Origin of the sequence: Occultella aeris, assembly GCF_902703175.1 — a bacterium.
Lineage (GTDB): Bacteria > Actinomycetota > Actinomycetes > Actinomycetales > Beutenbergiaceae > Occultella > Occultella aeris.
This window is the reverse complement of sequence record NZ_CACRYJ010000017.1, coordinates 1-16,353: the sequence shown is the minus strand read 5'-3', so window position 1 is coordinate 16,353 and position 16,353 is coordinate 1. Positions and strand designations below refer to the sequence as shown.

At 71.1% G+C, this 16,353-nt stretch carries 12 protein-coding genes and 2 pseudogenes; 3 read left to right on the top strand and 11 right to left on the bottom strand.

Going from position 1 to position 16,353, the window contains the following annotated elements; all coding sequences use genetic code 11:
• Positions 1-64 precede the first annotated feature (64 nt).
• From HALOF300_RS05780 to HALOF300_RS05765, 4 genes are all read right to left on the bottom strand, one after another.
• Complete coding sequence (locus HALOF300_RS05780) at positions 65-532, bottom strand: hypothetical protein (protein WP_156740003.1); 468 nt, start codon at positions 530-532, stop codon at positions 65-67.
• A gap of 338 nt (positions 533-870) precedes the next feature.
• Positions 871-3,234, bottom strand: coding sequence for an arylsulfatase (locus HALOF300_RS05775; protein ID WP_156740002.1), 2,364 nt, complete (start codon positions 3,232-3,234; stop codon positions 871-873).
• Positions 3,235-3,359: 125 nt separating this feature from the next.
• Complete coding sequence (locus HALOF300_RS05770) at positions 3,360-3,953, bottom strand: TetR/AcrR family transcriptional regulator (RefSeq protein ID WP_197522342.1); 594 nt, start codon at positions 3,951-3,953, stop codon at positions 3,360-3,362.
• Complete coding sequence (locus HALOF300_RS05765; protein WP_197522341.1) at positions 3,946-4,821, bottom strand: alpha/beta fold hydrolase; 876 nt, start codon at positions 4,819-4,821, stop codon at positions 3,946-3,948. The genes HALOF300_RS05770 and HALOF300_RS05765 overlap by 8 nt, the downstream gene beginning before the upstream one ends.
• 195 nt (positions 4,822-5,016) lie before the next feature.
• Between HALOF300_RS05765 and HALOF300_RS05760 the strand changes: the two genes are divergently transcribed.
• From HALOF300_RS05760 to HALOF300_RS05750, 3 genes are read left to right on the top strand one after another with little or no spacing between them, the layout of a single operon-like run.
• The gene (locus tag HALOF300_RS05760) at positions 5,017-5,928 is read left to right on the top strand and encodes a nucleoside hydrolase (RefSeq protein WP_156740001.1); all 912 of its coding nucleotides are present in this window, start codon (positions 5,017-5,019) and stop codon (positions 5,926-5,928) included.
• Positions 5,925-6,803 carry a transketolase gene (locus tag HALOF300_RS05755; protein WP_231955075.1) on the top strand — a complete coding sequence of 293 codons (879 nt, stop codon included), beginning with the start codon at positions 5,925-5,927 and terminating at the stop codon, positions 6,801-6,803. Before HALOF300_RS05760 ends, HALOF300_RS05755 begins: the two co-directional genes overlap by 4 nt.
• The gene (locus HALOF300_RS05750; protein ID WP_156740000.1) at positions 6,800-7,753 is read left to right on the top strand and encodes a transketolase family protein; all 954 of its coding nucleotides are present in this window, start codon (positions 6,800-6,802) and stop codon (positions 7,751-7,753) included. The genes HALOF300_RS05755 and HALOF300_RS05750 overlap by 4 nt, the downstream gene beginning before the upstream one ends.
• 47 nt (positions 7,754-7,800) lie before the next feature.
• On the opposite strand, the gene HALOF300_RS05745 is transcribed toward HALOF300_RS05750, so the two are convergent.
• The 7 genes and pseudogenes from HALOF300_RS05745 to HALOF300_RS26925 all read right to left on the bottom strand — a co-directional run.
• Positions 7,801-8,814, bottom strand: a complete 1,014-nt coding sequence (locus HALOF300_RS05745) for a hydroxyacid dehydrogenase (protein WP_156739999.1) — start codon at positions 8,812-8,814, stop codon at positions 7,801-7,803.
• Positions 8,811-9,743: a dihydrodipicolinate synthase family protein gene (locus HALOF300_RS05740; protein WP_156739998.1), complete on the bottom strand. Its 933-nt coding sequence runs from the start codon at positions 9,741-9,743 to the stop codon at positions 8,811-8,813. Before HALOF300_RS05740 ends, HALOF300_RS05745 begins: the two co-directional genes overlap by 4 nt.
• Positions 9,740-10,549, bottom strand: coding sequence for an SDR family NAD(P)-dependent oxidoreductase (locus HALOF300_RS05735; RefSeq protein ID WP_156739997.1), 810 nt, complete (start codon positions 10,547-10,549; stop codon positions 9,740-9,742). Before HALOF300_RS05735 ends, HALOF300_RS05740 begins: the two co-directional genes overlap by 4 nt.
• Positions 10,546-11,706, bottom strand: coding sequence for a mandelate racemase/muconate lactonizing enzyme family protein (locus tag HALOF300_RS05730; protein WP_156739996.1), 1,161 nt, complete (start codon positions 11,704-11,706; stop codon positions 10,546-10,548). Before HALOF300_RS05730 ends, HALOF300_RS05735 begins: the two co-directional genes overlap by 4 nt.
• 1,136 nt (positions 11,707-12,842) lie before the next feature.
• Positions 12,843-12,998 (bottom strand): annotated as a pseudogene (locus HALOF300_RS27685) (DapH/DapD/GlmU-related protein); the annotation flags it as partial.
• A gap of 392 nt (positions 12,999-13,390) precedes the next feature.
• On the bottom strand, positions 13,391-16,141 hold the full coding sequence (locus HALOF300_RS05720) for a hypothetical protein (RefSeq protein WP_156739994.1): 2,751 nt from the start codon (positions 16,139-16,141) through the stop codon (positions 13,391-13,393).
• A 17-nt stretch (positions 16,142-16,158) separates the two neighbouring features.
• Positions 16,159-16,353 (bottom strand): annotated as a pseudogene (locus HALOF300_RS26925) (carbohydrate ABC transporter permease); the annotation flags it as partial.

Below are 16,353 nucleotides of genomic sequence, written 5' to 3'. Positions count from 1 at the left end.
CCAGCAGCCGGGATGGAGGATGATCGGCCGTGCCACCTGGGACGGGGGTGGTCGGCGCACGACCTCAGTCCGTGCGCCGCGCCGCGAGGTCGAGGAGCTCTGGAGTGAGGTCCGCCAGCGCCGTCCGCTCGACGATGCTGCTCGGCAGCACCGTCCCGCCCAAGTGCGCCACCGAGTCCTCGAGGTGGCGCGCCCACACCTGCTCGACGAGCACAGCGATCACGACCTCCCCGGCGTCGAGGGTTGTTCCAAGCCCGTCGAGCAGGTCCGCCGGCACGCCGCGGCTGGCCCGGCGTCGCTCGGCGGGATCGAGCCGGAACGTGAGCAGCCGGGCAAGATTGCCCCCTCCGGGCCCGCCGTGCGCGGCGGTGCCGAAGATCTCGCCGGAGTCGGCATCCCGCCCGACGAGGAGCACGTCGATCACCCGGACCGCGCCGTCGGCCTCGAGCCGTTCCAGGGCGCCGATCACCTGACCCTCGAACGGGGTCCGGATGCCGAATCGGTAGGCGAGCAACTGGACGCGGGGTTTCATGGTCGCTCCCGGCGGTGGGTGATCGGGTCGAGGTTCTGCACCCACCGTGGCACCAGTGGCCCCGGTGGGCATCCCCCGGGATGGATGAGACCGGCTCCCGGGCCCGTGGCTGCTGCCGTCATTGCATCCGCCGGTTGGGTGTGCTCAATCCTGCAGCCCGGCGAGCCGCTCGGCCAGGACCGGCTGCCGGGCCGGCGGGGCCAGGGCGAGCAGTTCCTCGATCAGCCGCCCTGCGCGCCGTCGCAACTCTCGGCCGAGCCGCTCGCGCCGCTGCCGCCGGAACGTGCGCCATGCTCGGCGGGGCTCGTACGCACGGTGGACTTCGCGGCCGGTCCGCCCTAGTCGCGCGCCATGAGGACGCGCAGGTCGGCCTCGTCGTCGGCGATCAACTCGCCGGAGAGATCGACCGTGACCTGGTGGATGGTCCCGGTGAACGCGAACGGAGGGTCGTACTCGGCCGCCGGGGCACCGAAGTCGGAGCCGCAACTCAGGCCCTCGAGCTCGAAGAACAGCGGTGTCGTATGCGCGAACTCGGCAGCGCCGACGAGCGTGCCGTCGATGTAGAGCTCTGCCCGGCCGGGTACCCCCTTGCCGTGCGGGATGTCCGGAGCGCCGGTCGGCTCGAACTCGTAACGCAGCAGATGGCGGCCCTCGGTGAGCGCGCCGTCCGGTGCCCTGACCTCGAACCGGTCCAGGCCGACGTAGTTGTAGAGGAAGGTGAGCCGGCCGTCCTTGACGTAGAAGCTGTACCCGCCGGCGTCGCCGCCCTGGGCCAGGAGCACGCCCTGGGCGCCACCTGCCGGGATCTCGACGTCCGCCTCGATCGAGTACGCGCGGTTGAAGACCTGAGGTGCCGCGAACGCGGGCACCACCGACCCGCCCGGGTAGTAGACGAACCGGCTGCGCGGCTTCGACGTCTGCGGGCGCTCCGTGGTGAGCCGGGTCTGCAGCGAGCCGTCGAGCGGGAGAACCTTGTACTTCTCCGCCTCGGCCCACCACCGGTCGACGAGGTCGCGCAGGACGTCCGGGTGCGCTCCGGCGAGGTTGTGCGACTCGGCAGGGTCGTCACTCATCCGGTAGAGCTCCCAGCCGCTGCGGTCGAGCTCCTCCAGCACCTCGGGTGTGATGGGGCTGCCGAAGGTTCGGTTCTTGAGCGCCGCCGTCGTGTAGTCGGGACCCGGCCACGGGCACACGGCCCGCCAGCCGTCGTGGTAGATCGAGCGGTGGCCGAACATCTCGAAATACTGGGTGACGTGTTCCGACGGCGCCTCGGACACGTCGAAGGTGTGGGCGAAGCTGACGCCCTCGAGCGCGCTCTGTGGCACGCCGCGGATGGTCTCAGGGGGTTGGATGCCGAGGGCGTCGAGCACCGTGGGCACCATGTCGATCGCGTGGGCGTACTGCGTCCGGACCTCGCCTCGGGCCGCCATTCCCGCCGGCCAGGCGAGGACGAAGGGGTCGGTCGAGCCGCCCCGGTAGGTCTCCCGCTTCCAGCGCCGGAAGGGTGTGTCCCCGGCCCACGCCCACCCCCAAGCGTAGTGGTTGTAGGACGACGGGCCGCCGAGGTCCTCGATGTGCGCGAGGTTGTCCTCGAAACTCTCGGGCACCATGTTGAAGAACCGCATCTCGTTGAACGAACCCGTGACGCCGCCCTCGGCGGAGGCGCCGTTGTCGGAGATGATCATGATCAGCGTGTTGTCGAGCTCGCCGATCTGCTCGAGCGTGTCGAGGATCCGGCCGAGGTGGTGGTCGGCGTGGGAGACGAACCCCGAGAACACCTCCATCATCCGCGCGTAGAGGCGCCTCTCATCCGCCGAGAGCGTCGACCACTCGGGGACGTCCGGGTCCCGCGGCGAGAGCGGGGCGTCGGGCGGGACCAGCCCGATCTCCTTCTGGTTGGCGAACACCGTCTCGCGATAGGCGTCCCACCCGTCGTCGAACCTGCCCCGGTAGCGGTCGGCCCACTCCGCGGGGACGTGGTGGGGTGCGTGTGCTGCCCCGGGTGCGTAGTACATGAAGAACGGCTTCTCGGGCGCGTTGACGTGGGCGTCGACGACGAACGTGATCGCCCTGTCCGCGAGGTCCTCGCTCAGGTGATAGCCCTCCCCGGGACTCTTCGGAGCGCGGGTCGGGGAGTTGTCCAGCGTGAGATCGGGGTACCACTGGTTCGTCTCGCCGCCGAGGAACCCGTAGAAGCGCTCGAACCCGCGTCCCAGCGGCCAGCGGTGGAACGGACCTGCCGGGGTGTTCTCCTCCGAGGGTGAGAGGTGCCACTTGCCCAGGCAGAACGCGTTGTACCCCTCGGGCACCAGCATCTCGGCCAGCATGCCGTTCTCGAACGGCATCCGGCCGTCGTAGCCCGGGTAGCCGGTGGCCAGCTCCATGATGCAGGCGACGCCGCTCGAGTGGTGGTTGCGACCGGTGAGGATGCTCGCGCGCGTCGGTGAGCACAGGGCGGTCGTGTGCATGTTCGCGTAGCGCAGGCCGGATGCGGCGACACGGTCGATGTTCGGGGTATCCACGAGGCCGCCGAAGCAGCTGAGCTGGCCGTACCCGACGTCGTCGAGCACGACGAAGAGCACGTTCGGGGCGCCCTCGCGCGCTCGTACCGGAGCGGGCCAGGCCGGGCTGGACTCCGATACCGTGCGCCCGATCCGTCCGGGGAAGTCGCTGCCCACGGGGTACTCGACGAGTTCGCTCATGATGACTCCGGTGTCGTGGTGCCGCGGTCGGCTGGCCTCTCACGAGTGTCGTCGGACTCACGGCGGCGGGCATCACACAGCCTGTGTGAGCGGGCAGCCGGGCCGGGTGGATCACTGCGGATCCGCTAGTCCGGCTGGCTGGCCAGCTCCGCCAGGCCGCGCACCAGCATCGTCACGAGCGCGTCGAAGCTGGTGTCGAGGTCCCTCGAGAGTCCGAACCCGCCCTCCAGCTCGAGCAGTACGAACCCGTGGATCGCCGAGCGGAATGCGCGGACGGCGTCGATGGCGCGATCGGGTGGGAAGTCATAGCCGCGCAGCGCGTTCATCGTGACGGCCAGGGCCTGCCCGCTCGCCTCGCCGAGCGCCGCATCGGCGGGGTCGTCCGGGTCCGCGGCGTGCTGGGCGGCCAGGTAGCGGGCCGGGCTCGCCTCGGCGTAGGCACGCAGGCCGCCGGCGAGGGCGACGACGGCGTCCGCTCCGGCGCGCCCGACGCTCGCCTCGCTGAGGGCATGGGTGAAGTCGCGGACCGACGCCACGGCGACGTCGCGGCGCAGGTCCGCGAGCGAACCGACGTGTTTGTACAGGCTCGGCGTCGAGACGCCGTGCCTGGCTGCGACCGCGGCCAGGGTGAGGTTGTCGAAGGCCCGGGGGCCGCCGTCGTCGATGATGGCGAGCGCGGTCTCGGTCAGGGTCTGCCTGCTCAGGCCCGCCCTAGGCAAGTGGGCCGCCAGCCAGCTGCGGGGCCGGGTTCTGGGTGGTCGGACGGACCTTCGACAGGAAGGACAGCGCCGCGCGAGCCACGAGGTCGGGGCGCTGCGCCTGCGCGTAGTGGCCCGCGTCCTCGATCAGGGCGCCCTCGCCACTGATCGCGGCCGTGGCCCAGATGAGCTCGTCGGCGGGGGAGCGGAAGTCCGGGTCGTGGTCGCCGATGAGGACGAGCGCGGGCGTGGCGACCTCGGGCAGGCGCACCTCGACCTCCGAGTGGTCGAGCTGCACGGCCAGGTGGCGCAGCGACCGGAGCCGGCCCGGCTCGCCGAGGCTGCTCCGGATGGCGCGCACGTGCTCGTCGAGCCACGGCGCCTTCGTCACCTTGTTGAGGCCGGCGTAGTAGGAGCCCCAGAACGCGGCGCCCCACGGACGGGCGAACATGACCCGGTAGACGAGCCGCATGGCGGCCTGGGCGAGCCGGTTGCTGATCGGCTCCCGCAGGAGCGGGCTGACCAGGACCAGGCCGGCGACGGCGTCCGGGCGCTCGGCGGCGGCCCAGGCGGCCGCGGAGGCGCTCATCGAGTTGCCGATCACGATGGCGCGCTCGCCGAGCTCTTCGGCCAGGGCGAGGATGTCGGCGCCCGTCGCGGCGTCGCCGTGGGTTCTGAAGGTGGTGTCGCTGTCGCCGTGGCCCCGCAGGTCCATGACGGCGAGGCGGTAGCCGGCCTCGACGAGCGGCCCTTCGAGGTCGCGGTAGACCGAGCGCAGGTCGCCCATGCCGGGGACGGCGATGACGAGCGGACCGGTGCCGGTCACGGTGTAGGCGAGCCGGCCCTCGGGCCGGGTGAGATGACGGATCTCGGCGGAGTTAGTAGCCATAGCCAAAAGGTTAATGACCGTAGCCACTGGAGTCAAGGGGATGGATGACCGCAGGTGTGGCCGAGTCGCGGTGGGGTCGCCCCGGGGTCGCGTTGACAGCCTTGTGCGAGCGGAATACTGTCTGTCGTGAAGACATTCACTCGTGAATGAATATGCAGGGCGGTGCCCTGCCGTCGGATCCAGCCGAGGAGTTCCATGACGCCCGAGTCGCAGCGTCGCCGAGCGATCATCAACACCGACGCCAAGAACGAGGCTGATGACCAGTTCGCGATCGTGCACGCGCTGCTCTCGCCGACCATCGACATCCGCGGCTTGGTGGCCGCCCACTTCGGGACTGTGCGATCGCAGCGCAGCATGGAGGACTCCCGGGACGAGATCGACCTCATCCTCGAGTTGCTCGCCCTCGATCGTCCGGTCCCGGTTGCGAACGGCGCCGCCCACGCGATCCCGGATCCGGCCACACCGGTGGACTCCCCGGGGGCCCGACTGATCATCGACGAGGCCCACCGGTCCGGCGAGGGCACGCTGTACGTCGCGTTCCTCGGCCCGTTGACGGACATGGCGAGCGCCCTCCTGCTGGAGCCGAGCATCCAGGACACCGACACGGTGGTGATCTGGATCGGGGGACATCACTACTACGACCCGATCTACCCGCTGCAGCCGAAGGTCGAGTTCAACCTCTCCAACGACATCGCGGCGGCGAACGTCGTGATGGCATCGCGCCTGCCCGTGTGGCAGGTCCCGAGCTCGGTCTATCGGCAGGTGGCCGTCGGCTACGCGGAACTGGACGTGCGGGTAGCGCCGCACGGACACCTCGGCCGGTACCTGGTGGATCAGCTGCACGAGTGGAACGCGACCTACCACGCCGGCCCGATCGAGCACCGGTCCCTCGGGGACTCGCCCGCGATCGGTCTCATCCTCAACCCGGGCAGCGCGCACTTCTCGTCCCGCCCCGCGCCCGTCTTCGCCGAGGACGGATCCACTCGGCGCAGCCACGAGGGTGCCCGGAACGTCCTGGTCGCGGAGTCATACGACACCCGCTGGCTCCTCGAGGACATGTTCCACAAGATCGCCCGCCACGCTCCCGCCGACGGGGCCCGGCGATGATGACCGCACATGCACCCCAGGTGCGTGCCTGGCGGGAGACGCGCACCGCCGTCGAAACGGCCTCACCCACCGAGCAGGCCGCGCTCCTCGCGGAGCAGTCCCGGCTGATCCGCCGCTCGGTGCTCGCGATGATCGGACGGGCGAAGGCCGGCCACATCGGTGGCGACTTCTCGGTCACCGACATCCTTGCAACCCTCTACTTCGGGGTGCTCCGGATCGACCCGGCCCGTCCGGATGCGCCGGTCCGGGACCGGTTCATCATGTCCAAGGGGCATTGCGCCGCCTCGCTGTACTCCGTGCTCGCCTACTCGGGCTACTTCGATCCGGCCGAGCTCGACACGTTCATGGGCCCGTACTCGGCCCTGAACGGACATCCGAACCGCACCAAGGTGCCCGGGGTCGAGACGAACACCGGCCCGCTCGGGCACGGCCTGCCGGTCGCGGTCGGGGAGGCTCTGGGCACCCGCCTGCGCGGCCACGACAGCCGGGTGTTCGTGGTCTGCGGTGACGGGGAGCTGCAGGAGGGCAGCAACTGGGAGGCGCTCATGTCCGCCGCCCACTACCGGCTGGCGAACCTGACCCTGGTGATCGACCGGAACCGGCTCCAGCAGGGGGCCCGGACCGAGGAGACCAACGCCCTTGACCCCCTCGAGGACAAGCTCGCCGCGTTCGGCTGGGAGGTCCGCGAGGCGGACGGCCACGACCACGCCGCCCTGCTCGGCGCGTTCGCACCCGGGGCCGGGCCCCGACCGGTGGCGGTCATCGCGAACACCATCAAGGGCAAGGGCGTCACCTTCATCGAGGACCGCGTCGAGTGGCACCACAAGGTACCCACGCCCGAACAGATCGACCTCGCCCTGAAGGAGCTGGCATGACCGTCGCCGACACTGCCGCCCTCACCTACGACAACCGGACCGCGTTCGCCGAGGAACTCCTCGAGATCGCCCGCGTGGACGAGCGCGTCGTCGCGGTCTGCAACGACTCCGTCGGCTCCTCGAACCTGGTGGGCTTCCGCCAGGAGTTTCCGGACCGGCTCATCAACGTCGGCATCGCCGAGCAGAACATGGTCGGCGTGGGCGCCGGGCTCGCGGCAGCCGGGCTCATCCCGTTCGTCTGCGCTGCGGGCCCCTTCCTCACCGGCCGCTCCCTCGAACAGGTCAAGGCCGACGTCGCCTACAGCGCCCACAACGTGATCCTCTGCGGCATGAGCCCCGGGATGGCCTATGGCGAGCTCGGCCCCACCCACCACTCGGTCGAGGACCTCTCCTGGCTGCGCGCGCTGCCGGGCCTGGATATCGTGGTCCCCGCCGACCGGCACCAGACCCGCCAGGCCGTACGCCAGGCCGCCGCCGAGCCGCGACCCACCTACCTCCGCGTCGGCCGACACAAGGTCCCGGACGTTACGGCGCCCACCGACCCGCTGGAGCGTGGCCGCTTCCTGCTCGCCCGCGACGGCGGTGACGTCACCCTGATCGGCACCGGCACCCTGGTCTCCCGGACGCTCGCCGCGGCCGCGCTGCTCGCGGCGGACGGCATCGAAGCGCGCGTCCTCAACGCGGCCTACATCGCGCCCCTGGACGTCGAGGCCATCCGTGCGGCCGCCGCCCAGACCCGCGCCATCGTCACCGCCGAGGAGGCGAACATCTCCGGCGGCCTCGGCGCGGCCGTCGCGCTCACGGTCGCCGCGCTCGGCCGCGGCCCGGTGGTGAGAGCCCTGGGGCTGTCCGAGTTCGCACCGACGGGGAGCAACGACCTGCTGCTGGAGCACTTCGGCCTCACCGCGCCCGCGATCGCGGCTCAGGCCCGCGAGGCACTTGCCGGATGAGGACGGGGCCCCGCGATCCGGGCAACGGCTGTTGGCCCGGGGCTGGTTCAGGCCCGGAGCCCCGCCGCTGCCTCGGTGACCCGGTGCCGCAGTGGCACGCCGGCGATCCACCGCTCCAGCTCGTCCACGACGAGCCGGCCCAGGCGGCGGCGTTCCAGGCCGACGCTGCCGGCGACGTGGCCGGTGAGCTCGACGTTCTCGAGCCGGTACAGCGGAGAGTCGTCGCCTGGCGGTTCGGGCCAGGTCACGTCGAGTACCGCACGCAGGTCGTTGCGTGAGCGGAGCATCTGCACGAGTGCGCTCTCGTCCACCAGAGCACCGCGCGCGGTGTTGATCAACGTTGCCCCGGCAGGCATCCGGCGCAGCTCGTCCAGACCGATCAGATGGTCGGTGACGCCCGGTAGCCACGGGGCGTGGACACTGAGAACCTGGCTGCGCTCGAACAGCTCGGCCAGGGAGTCGAGCCGGTGCACGCCGTGCTCCGCCGCCACTGCATCGTCGAGGTAGGGGTCCCAGACCAGGATCCTGTGATCGAAGCGATGCAGCCCTGCGGCCACCTTGCGGGCGATCGAACCGAAGCCGACGAGCCCGACCTGCCGCTCGTAGATGCCGAGGTCGGCATGCGAGGGCAGGAGGGTGTGTGTCGCGCGAAGGTGCGCCTGGCTGCGGTGCTCACCCTTGAGGGCCAGCACGGTGGTCGCGATCACGAACTCGGCCACCGGGTCGTTGTTCGCATCGGCTGCGGAGACCACGGTGATGTCGCGTTGCCAGAAATCGTCGGAGATGAGGTGGCGGATCGACCCGGCGCTGTAGAGAATCAGGCGCAGGGACGGCATCGACCCGAGCAGGTCGGCGTCCAGGGCCGGCGTCCCCCATCCGGTCAGCAGCACCTCGACCTCGGCGAGGCGGGCCGCCCCGCGCAGCGCGTCAGCCGAGCTGTGCATCCGATCGATGGTCACGAGTGCGTGCATTCGGGCCAGGTCCTCGGGTGCGAGAACGGAGGCGAGCGCGCCGGGGTCGAGGAGGCCGGCGGCGACAGGCCTCGTGGAGGGGGCGGTCATGGGCGGTCCTCACTCCGGTCGCGAGGTTTCGACGGGGTTCCGGCGGGCGTGACGCTCGCGTGCCGGACGCCGGCGAGCCGGGCCAGCGCGAGCTCGTCGAGCTCGGAGTGCGGTGCCCGGACCCCACCGGCCTCGAGACCCTGCCAGCGCAGCAGTTGCTTGATCGTCGCGACGTTGTACCGACCACCGTGCTCGGCCCGGAGGGCTTCCACGGGGCCCACGAAGTCGCGGACGAGGCCTCGCAGGAGCGCAAGGTCGCCGTCGGTGACGGCCCGGTGCACCGCCAGGGCGATGTCTGGACGGGCGTTGGCGATGCCGGAGGTGAACGACGTCACGCCGAGCGCGCCGAAGGAGGCGACCGCGGACTCCGCGAGCCCGTTGACCCACGTGCACTGCTTGCCGGCCGGTCCGCCGAGGAGGGTGGCCAGGGTGTGCAGGTCGTTGCGGGCGTACTTGACGCCCACCACGGCGGGCAGCGCGGTGAGGTCGGCAAGGTGGGCCGCCGACAGACGCATCGAGCGGACGTAGAGCACGATCGGGAGTGCAGCCGCCTGCGCCACCTGCCGGTAGAAGGCCGCCAGCCCGTCCGCGTCGCCGAACGGGTCCGAGGGTTCGTGCACCATGGCGGCGTGGTAGCCCACCGCCTGCGCGACCTCGATCTCGCGCAGGAGGGTCCCGGATGCGCCGCAGACCCCGGCGATCAGGGTGACCGGCGGCTCGACCCTCGCCACCGCCTGCAGCACGGCGCGGCGTTCGGCCGGCTCGAGCTGCTGTACCTCGGCGGTGTTGCCCAGCGCGGTCAGCACCGGGATCCCGGCCTCGGCGGTGCGGGTCGCGATGTCGGCGACGGCCCGTTCGTCGATGCGGCCGGTGCCATCGCGATAGGCGGTGACCAGCACCGCGGTGACGCCATCGAGCGCGATCCTCATGCGGCACCGTCCGTGGTTGAGTCGATCTCGATCTCCGAGGAGGCCTGACGGGCCTGAGCGCTGAGACCACCGTCGACCGTGATGACCTGGCCGGTGATGTAGGCGGCGTCGGTCGAGGCGAGGAACGCCGCGACACCTGCAACGTCGTCGCCACTGCCGGCGTACCCGAGCGGGATCGGCGCGACCTCCCGTTCCTGGACGGACGCCTCCAGCGCCTGGAACCGAGCATTCGAGATGGCGCCAGGGGCGATCGCGTTGACTCGGATGCCGTGCGTCGCCAGTTCGAGCGCGGCGGCCCGGGTGAAGGCCTCGATGGCACCCTTGCTCGCGTCGTAGGCGACAGCCGACCGGTGCGCCTTCGTCGCACCGACCGACGAGATGTTGATGACGTTGCCGCCTGGGCCCATCCGCTGCGCTGCCGCGTGGGTGCACAGGTAGGTGCCGCGGGCGCCGACGTCGAACTGTCGGTCCCACTGCGCCAGCGTGAGATCGAAGAACGGGACCCGTCCCAGCAGTGGCACGGCGGCATTGTTGATGAGCACGTCGATTCCCCCGAGCTCGGCGCAGACCAGGGTGAGCATCTGATCCACCTGGTTCGCATCGGACACGTCCGCCGGTACCGGGACCGCTGTGTGCCCGGCCGCACGGAGCTCGTCCGCGAGGTCCTCGGCCTCGCCAGGGACCACGCCGTTGATGGCGACGTGGGCGCCTTCGGCGGCGAACCGCTCGACGATCGCGCGCCCGATGTTGCGGGAACCCCCCGTGACGAGCACGCGGGTGGCTCGGAAGCGCTCCGGGTGGTTCACGAGGTGCTCCCGACTCGGTCGACGATGGCGGTGGTGGCCCCGCGCTCCCAGCGCAGCGGCCCGGCCACCTCGCGCAGCCGCTCGGGGTCGAGCTCGAGGCCGAGTCCGGGCCCGGACGGTGGCTGGAGCGCGCCACCCGAATAGGTCACCGGCCTCTCGACGACGTCCGAGCGGTACAGCAGCGGCCCCACCGGGTCGCTCGCAACCGTCACGCACCCGGTGGCCACGCCGAGGTGGGCCGCCGCAGCGGTGCCGATCGACAGCTCCTGGGTGGTCCCGATGAGGCAGTCCAGACCGGCAGCCTCCGCGATCGCGATCACCTGCAGCGCGGGCGTGATGCCACCGAGCGCGAACAGTCCGACGTTGAGCACGTCGACCGCCCGCTCGGACACCAGCCGGAGCGCGCTCGCCGCGTCGTACACGTGCTCGCTGACCGGAACGAGTCCGCGACGGCGCACCTCGGCGAGCCCGGCGACATCCCCGGCCCGCGCGGGCGCCTCGACAAGGGCGTAGCCGATGTCGCGGGTGCGCTCGATGAACCGGAGCGCGGCCGTGCCGTGGAGCAGGTTGGAGAAGTCCAGCGACTTGATCTCGATCCGGTCGCCGAACCGGGTGCGCAGCGAGCGCAGGAACAGCTCGTCCAACTCGAGGTCGCCGCCGACGTAGACGCGGAACATGGTGAAGCCTTCATCCAGCCTCCCCGCCACCCGCTCGAGGTTCTCCTCGACGTCCCCCCGGGCGCGCTGGCGGAATACCGGGTAGGCGACCGGAAGTTCGGTGCGGACGGCGCCACCGAGGAGTGAGCTGACGCTGCGGCCGCTCATCTTCCCGCGGAGGTCCCACAGGGCGGTGTCGATACCGCAGCGGATCACCGCGCCCTTGTCGTACAGCGATCCGGCCGAGGGGAACGCCTCGTCGAGCAGCTGGGAGATCCGGTTCGTTGCCCAGGGGTCGGTCCCGGCGAGCATGGACTGCAACGTGCCGGTCAGGTCGCCGACGTCGGGGTGGAATCTGGGTAGATGCTGGAAGTCCGACATCTCACCGATGCCGGTGCACCCATCGTCCGCCTCCAGCTCCACGATGACGTGGCCGCAGACCAGCCCGGTGGTGCGGGCGACGTTCACCGGGGTGAGCCGCACCGCGGTGATCGCGGTCACCGGCCGAGTCCCGCGATGCTCGTGGCGGGCTCGGGCCGGTGCACTCCACGCGGGCGGTAACCGAGGGCTCCGGACAACCCCAGGAGGTCAGCGAGGAGCCAGATGATGCTGAGCCACATCTCGGTCCCCTGCAGGCCGGGCTCCGCGTCCGCTCGTGCGCTGCCGATGCCGGTTCCCGCGCTGAAGCCGAAGCCTTCGCCGTCACGCCACCGCGTCAGGCAGTCGTTGAGCAGTCGTTCGGCGAGCTGCGTCTGCTCGTGGGTCCGGTAGCCGTGGGCACGGACGAGCCACAGCGGGTGCGCGACGTCCAGGACGTTGCAGGCGTTCTGCCGCTCGGGGGTGAAGTAGCGGGCATCACGGGCGTGCCGCAGCACGGTGTCCACCACCCGCTCCGCGTGCGGCACCGCGATCCCGAACTGCGCGAGGGTGCCGCGTGAGGCCCGGTAGAACCCGTTCACCGGCTGCAGCAGGCCACCCTTGCCGCCTTGTCCCCACATCCCGGTCTGTGGGTCCGCACGGCAGACCAGCCATCCGATCAGTGCCTCGAGCTGACCGGGCGGCCCGGCGGCGTCCTGACGGCCGTTCCAGAGCAGGGCCGTCCCGAGCGCGTCGACCCAGTGGCCGGCCCGCCATGCCTGCTCCGGCCACGGCAGGTCGTCGAGGAAGGTCACGATGTCGTCGGCGGACAGCCCCGCCACAGCGTGGACCGGCGTCGGGAACGAGCTGCCGAGGATGTCGAGCGCGTAGCCGACGCTCAGCACGTGGTAAGCGGCGTCGGGGTCGGTGAGGTCCGGAGGCGTCCCGGTGTCGGGGCGCCCGAGCTCTCCGACCAGCCCGGTGCGGGGGTCCTGCCAGCCGCGGAGCATCGCGACCGTCTCCTCGCGCGAGCGCTGCGGTGGCGATGCTCCGGTGAGCAGGTCGGCGATCTCGACCGCGTCGCACTGGGCCCGCACGGTGGCCGGGCCGCCCGGCTTGTCGGCGAACAGCCCGGTCTCGGCGTCCCAGGCCCGGGCCAGCACCTGCGTGGCCTGGTCGCGGGCGAGGTCACCGAAGGCGTGCAGTGACTGCTCCAGGTCGGTCGCGGGCCTGGTGGATCCCGACGCTGCGGTGGCGTCGCTCGGCGCCAGGGCGGGGACGCGCCAGCGCAGCACCCGGGCGGGATTACCGCCGACCACGGCGCCGGCGGGCACGTCCTTGGTGACGACCGCGCCGGCGGCGATCACGGACCGGTCCCCGATCCGCACCCCCTCGAGGATCACGCAGTGCGAACCGATCCACACGTCGTCGCCGATCTCGATCCCACGTTCGCTGATCGGCTGGCGGAACACCTCGATGTCCGGGTCGGTCATCGTGTGGTTGAAGCCGATGACGGAGGTGTGCGCACCCACCCGGACCGCACGGCCGAGTCGCACCGGACCCCGGACGATCGAGTAGGCATTGATCGTGCTGTGACTGCCCATCTCGATGGTGCCCGTGACCAGTGCACCGGCGGCGATGTAGCTGCTGCGGCCCATCACGAGCTGGTCGCACTGGATGGAGGCGAGCGCGGAGATGAAGCACTTCTCCGCGAATCGGTGCTCGGGACGCCTTTCGGACATCGCGCGCTGCACGCCGAGCTGGTCGGCCTGCTCCTGGTCGTCGGCCTCGGCCCAGAAGCGCCACGGGGCGAACTCGAGGTCGCGGTTCATGCCGTGACCTCCTCGGCCGACCGGGCAGCCAGCAGGTGCTGGAGCAGATCGGGTGGACCGACGGACGCGTCCGCGGCGTCGCGGCGGGTGAACTCCTGATCGGCGACGACCGCACCGAGCACCAGGTACGCACCCGGCCCGGGGGTGAACATGTGTCGACCCGCGGTGAAGGCGAACGCATGCACGTCGATCAGCAGCCGCTGGGCCTCGTCGGACCGCGCGGCCGGGATGGACACCTCGATCGCGGACCGCAGCACGGGGTCGAGCCCGCCCTGGTCGTCCGCGTGGGTGTTGACCTCGAGATCGGGGACCTGCAGCCACTGCGGGTCCGGGCTCTTGACGTAGCCCACGAGCAGATGGGCGTCGGCGGGCAGGTCAAGCTCCAGGTCGGCCGGCCCGTTCGCCGACCGCTCGACGGGCATCCGGAACGCCCGGGTGCCGGCGAGTTCCGGGGCGACCCGTTCGATCAGCATGCTCCGGTCGCTGAAAACGGACTGTCCCACGTCGAGGTCGAACGCGGTGCCCGGCCGGACCTGGACCGGTGCGGCGCGGAACGGGACCACATCCGCACCGGGACCCGAGCCCGGCAGCGGCCAGCCCCGCTCGGCGACCGAGCGGACGGCCGCGGTGAGGGCCGCGCTCTCCTCCTCGAACTCGGGCAGGCACTCGCGCCAGTGGCCGTAGGCCCTGCCGTCGCGGAACGGCACCCGTCGCTGCGGGGTGCGCATGCTGTTGGCGTAGAGATACGTGGCGTCGGTGAGGTCGGCCAGGTCGCGGTAGTGGGCCACGCTGGCCTCGATCAGTTCGGCGGCATGCTCGAGCTCGGCGATGTCGGTCCGCTCGCCACGGAACGCCTGCGAGCGCGCTCGCAGGATCAGGGCCCCGGCTTCGATCCGCAGCGCGTAGAACTCGGCGAGCAGGGCGAGGGCGTGCGCGTCCTGGCGCAGCCGGGCGAACTCCCCGGCAGCGAGCCGCACGTGCGGGCGGCCCGAGTCCGCGGCCCGGGTGGCGAGCGCGGCGAAGTGGCGGACGTCGGCGGCCACGTCGATCGGCGTCTCACCGAGATGCGCCTCACCCCGCAGTTCGCGCTCGACGTACTCCTGCAGCCGCTCACCGCCCGGTGCGTGGGACTGCCACAGATCGGGCCAGGTCCGGTGGGCCTCCGGCTCGAGGAGCTGACTGAGGGTCATCCCCAGGCTCAGGGTCTGCCGGTTGCCCTCGGTGATGCCGACCCGGCGGACCAGTAGCGGTGCGATCTGGCCCATCGCCTCGTAGGTGGCGAGCGCGGCGGCGCCGGCCTCCTCGCTGCCGTACTGCTCGGCCAGAACGGCCGTCCAGTAGGTCTGTTCGGCGCTGGGGTCACGGTCCGCCCGCCAGGCGTAGCGGAGCCAGGCATGGAACCAGATGGCGTCCCGCTCGATCTGCCGCAGCCGCGGTTCGGCGCGGTCGGGCGACCACGGCCAGTCCCAGTAGAACAGCGGATACAGGTGCAGGCCCTGCGCGTTCAGGCGGTGCTTCATCGCCTGCGCGCTGCGTTGGATGAAGCCGACGGCACCGAATCGGAACGGTTCGAGGTTCGCCAGGATGTGAACGTTCGCGATGTGCGTGCTGCCGAGCGAGGCGAGGAACCTGTGCTGTTCCTGCCACTCGCCGCGAGGGTTCCAGGTGGTGAGCGACTCGCCGTTGTACTTGGCCTCGGTGTACAGCCGGGGATAGACCTCGCGGGCGGCTGTCACGACCGGATGCGGGTCGATGGCGTGCCCACGCAGGATCAACGGCGGCAGTTCGGCCAGGCCGGCGGCGTCCACCCCGTCGAGCACGCCGGGGATGATGGTCTCGAGCAGCCACTCCTGGCCGTAGAGATCGCCCTGCAGCACCTCACCCAGGCACGTGTACAGACCGATGTTGGGATACCGGGCGACGAAGGCGCCGATCGCCGCCCGGGTGTACCGGCTCGTGAGTGGCGTCGGCCGGGGCTGCCGCAACGGGATGCCGTGGTGCTCGGCGAACGGCAGCGGGATATGGATGTTGTAGAACTTGACGACGATCCAGATGCCCCGGCGGTCGGCCTCCTCGGTCAGCCAGCTCAGGGTCGCGGCGTTCAGGGCGAGTTCGTCGTCGGTCACCTCCTGCGCCTCGGGGTAGTCGGGCAGGGCCACGAACGAGGAGAACGGGTGACCGCTCCACAGGTAGATCACGTTCGCGCGGTGCTCGAACAGTTCGTCGAGCACGGTCAGCCAGTGCTCGCGATCGTAGAACCACTCGAACCGGTCCGGCGTGATCGGGTACTCGTAGACCTGGCGCGGCGGTTCCACCTCGGTCTTCTGCAGCCCGATCGCCGGGCCGCGCAGGGTCATGTCCGGAGTCTCACCCCGGTCCAGGTCGCGAGGCACTCCGCCGGTGCGGGTGATGACGCGAGCCAGTTCCTGGCAGCCGTACAGGACGCCCGCGTCGTCGCCTCCGGTGACCACCACGAGCCCGCCGGGCAGGTGCGCGAGGTAGAACCCGCCCTCGCCAGGGGCTCCGGTGTTGTAGAGCAGGACGTCCTGCTCCTCGAGGGTGCCGATCGGTGAGTCCGCGCTGCGCACGCCCACCAGCATCCGCAGGGTGTCGCTCGAACGGGGCGCCAGCTCGGGGTCACGACGCACCGTGGTCCCGGTGGCCGTGAGCGCGCGCGTCACCAGGTCGAGCCCGTGGGCGATCCGGGCGCTCTCGTTCGACGCGAGCGTGATTGCTGCGAGGTCCATCCTCAACTCCTGATCGATCATTTGATTCCGGTGGTGGCGATTCCGTCCACCAAGTACTTCTGGCCCGCGATGAAGAAGCCGACGACCGGGGCCAGGGACAGCGTCGACATCGCGAAGATCTGCCCCCACGAGCTCAAGCCCTCCGCGTTCATGAACTGCCGCAGCGCGAGCGGCACCGTGTAGAGCTCGGGGTCGGTGAGGTAGAGCAGCGG

Bases quoted from the DNA above. Each gene is read 5' to 3' on its own strand.
- HALOF300_RS05780 (WP_156740003.1), bottom strand. From the start codon at position 532: ATGAAACCCCGCGTCCAGTTGCTCGCCTACCGATTCGGCATCCGGACC.
- HALOF300_RS05775 (WP_156740002.1), bottom strand. From the start codon at position 3,234: ATGAGCGAACTCGTCGAGTACCCCGTGGGCAGCGACTTCCCCGGACGG.
- HALOF300_RS05765 (WP_197522341.1), bottom strand. From the start codon at position 4,821: ATGGCTACTAACTCCGCCGAGATCCGTCATCTCACCCGGCCCGAGGGC.
- HALOF300_RS05760 (WP_156740001.1), top strand. From the start codon at position 5,017: ATGACGCCCGAGTCGCAGCGTCGCCGAGCGATCATCAACACCGACGCC.
- HALOF300_RS05755 (WP_231955075.1), top strand. From the start codon at position 5,925: ATGATGACCGCACATGCACCCCAGGTGCGTGCCTGGCGGGAGACGCGC.
- HALOF300_RS05750 (WP_156740000.1), top strand. From the start codon at position 6,800: ATGACCGTCGCCGACACTGCCGCCCTCACCTACGACAACCGGACCGCG.
- HALOF300_RS05745 (WP_156739999.1), bottom strand. From the start codon at position 8,814: ATGACCGCCCCCTCCACGAGGCCTGTCGCCGCCGGCCTCCTCGACCCC.
- HALOF300_RS05740 (WP_156739998.1), bottom strand. From the start codon at position 9,743: ATGAGGATCGCGCTCGATGGCGTCACCGCGGTGCTGGTCACCGCCTAT.
- HALOF300_RS05720 (WP_156739994.1), bottom strand. From the start codon at position 16,141: ATGGACCTCGCAGCAATCACGCTCGCGTCGAACGAGAGCGCCCGGATC.